Genomic DNA, 2,154 nt, shown 5'->3' with positions numbered 1-2,154 from the left:
GGCGAGCAGCCGGTGGCCCGAACCGAGGATGACCCGGTCGGTCGCGGCCAGTCCCCAAAGGACGGTGGCGGTGAGTGAGACGAGCGACAGCACGCCCGCCCCGAAGTCGAGAAAGTCCCATAGTCGGGTCAGGGCGCCCGCTCGGGCGGCCACGGTGACGGCCACGATGGCCGCGCCCACGGCGCAGAGCACGCCGGGGCTCAGTCTTCCGGCCGTGGGCAGGAGGGAGGGCCGCCGAAGGGCCCTCCGTCCTGCCGCCGAAGCCACAGCCGCGGCGTGGCGGCTCCTGCGGCGGGCTCTGTGTGAGCTGGGCATTTGAGGCTGGGGCAGGGGCATCCAGTTCTCCTGTGCGCCTGGGCTCCGAGCACTCCACCTGGCGCTCGGCACCCGAGGGTCTTTGTGTCGTGCCCGGCAGCGCTGTCGAACTCCGCGCCGGCCGAGGGAACTTGGGGCCGGAGTGCAGCAGCATCGTGGAGCTACACAGCAGCTCCACAGGATTTATCGAAACGTGATAATTTCTCGCACCGCGTCTCCGGGGCATCGAACAACACCGGAAGATTCCCCTCCAGCGGGGGTTGCGACAGGCCACCGCGCCGCCCGTCACCTACGCGTCCCTGACGGCAAAAACAAAGTAAAAGAACGGGACCGTAAGTGGTCGGACCTCTCCAGGAGGGAGTACGAGGGCCGCAACTCCTACGTCAGGCAAGGATGTTGGCGTCGGAGGCAACCTCGGCGGGCTTGTCGCTCTTCCCCGGACAAGCCTCACCCCGGCACGAACGAGGAAAACGATGTGTGAACTTCTGAACCGCATCTGGTCCCGCCCACGTGGCGAGTGGACGCGCGTCCTGCGCAGGGAGCTGCCCGCGCTGGCCGCCGAGATAGTGGAGGAGCTTCTGCATGGAATTCCGGAATTTTCCGTACTTATCGATGACAACGATGCCATTGATGACGAGTTGTTCCGGCAGCGGGTGGAAGAGGCTCTCCTCACCGTTCTCGGCTACCAGGAACAGCCCCGGGAACAAGCACCGGACGAGCATGACGAACAGGCCGAGAGCGAGGACGAGATCGAGAACCAGGTCAAGATCGAGAGCCAGTTCGACAGCAGGGTCGAGCACGGGATCGAGGTCGGAATCGCGGCCCGGCACGAGTGCGAGGTCACGCACGAGGGCCGGCACGAAAGTCTTCGCGAGGCCCGCAATGAGGCCCGCAACGAGGGCCTCCGTGAGGACCTCCGTGAGGGGCTGCGCGAGGTCCGCAACGAGGGCCTGCGCGAAGCCCGGCAGGAAAGCCGGCACGAGGCCCGGCATGAAGGCGTCCGCGAGAGCGACCGGGCGCGGCACGACCTCTTCAAAACCCTCACCGATGACAGGGACGCATCCGAGATGTCCCTCAGCGAGCTCGCGGAGGCGGCCGGCTGGCCTCTCCCGCTCGCCGTACGGGCCATCGTGCCCGCCACGCCCGGCGAGACCCAGCAACTCGCCGCCGTACTGGACCACTGCCTCGTCGGAATGTTCGCCGGCCGTCCGTGCCTGCTCGTCCCCAGCCCCGATCCGGACACCCGCGCCCCGCTGGAACACCTGCTCCGCGGCCGGTTCGCGGCCGTGGGCCACGCCGTACCGCTCCGTGACACGGCATCCTCGCTGCGCTGGGCGCTCCGCCTGGCCGCACTGACACCCGCCCGTCCCGGTCTGGAAACCCGGCCCGTCTTCGTGGACGACCACCTCTCCACCCTGTTGCTCCTTCAGGACGAGCCCTTGGCCCACGCGCTGGCCGCCCGGTGGCTGCGTCCGCTGGCGGACCTGACCCCCCGCCAGAGCGAACGGCTGGAGGTGACGCTGCTCGCCTGGCTGGAGGGCGGCGGGGCCCCCGAGGCCGCCAAGGCACTGAGTGTGCACCCGCAGACCGTGCGGTACCGCATGCGTCAGCTGGAGAAGCTCTTCGGGACCGGCCTGCGGGACCCCCGTACCCGGTTCGAGCTGGAGATGGCCCTGCGCAGCCGCCGGCTGATGGCCCAGGTCCGGCGTCAGCACTCCAGGGTGGGCCGCAGGGCCGCCCGCGTGATCCAAGCCGACTTCACCCCCGTCGTCGTCGGACGAATGGCCCGCGTCAACGGCCTCTGAGCCACAAGCAGCCCGGCCCGGCCCCGTATCACGG

Annotated in this window: 1 protein-coding gene and 1 pseudogene; one reads left to right on the top strand and one right to left on the bottom strand. The window is 69.1% G+C overall.

Annotated features, from left to right (window positions below; genetic code table 11):
• Positions 1 to 192, bottom strand: a pseudogene (locus ACWGIU_RS36365) (hypothetical protein); the annotation flags it as partial.
• Between the two features lie 596 nt (positions 193 to 788).
• On the opposite strand from ACWGIU_RS36365, the gene ACWGIU_RS36360 reads away from it, so the two are divergent.
• Positions 789 to 2,120 carry a PucR family transcriptional regulator gene (locus ACWGIU_RS36360; protein WP_453712349.1) on the top strand — a complete coding sequence of 444 codons (1,332 nt, stop codon included), beginning with the start codon at positions 789 to 791 and terminating at the stop codon, positions 2,118 to 2,120.
• The last annotated feature ends 34 nt before the right edge of the window (positions 2,121 to 2,154 follow it).

This window comes from Streptomyces sp. NPDC054840 (assembly GCF_053611065.1).
Note: the sequence above shows the minus strand (reverse complement) of the source record. Positions and strands in the feature narration are given on the sequence as shown.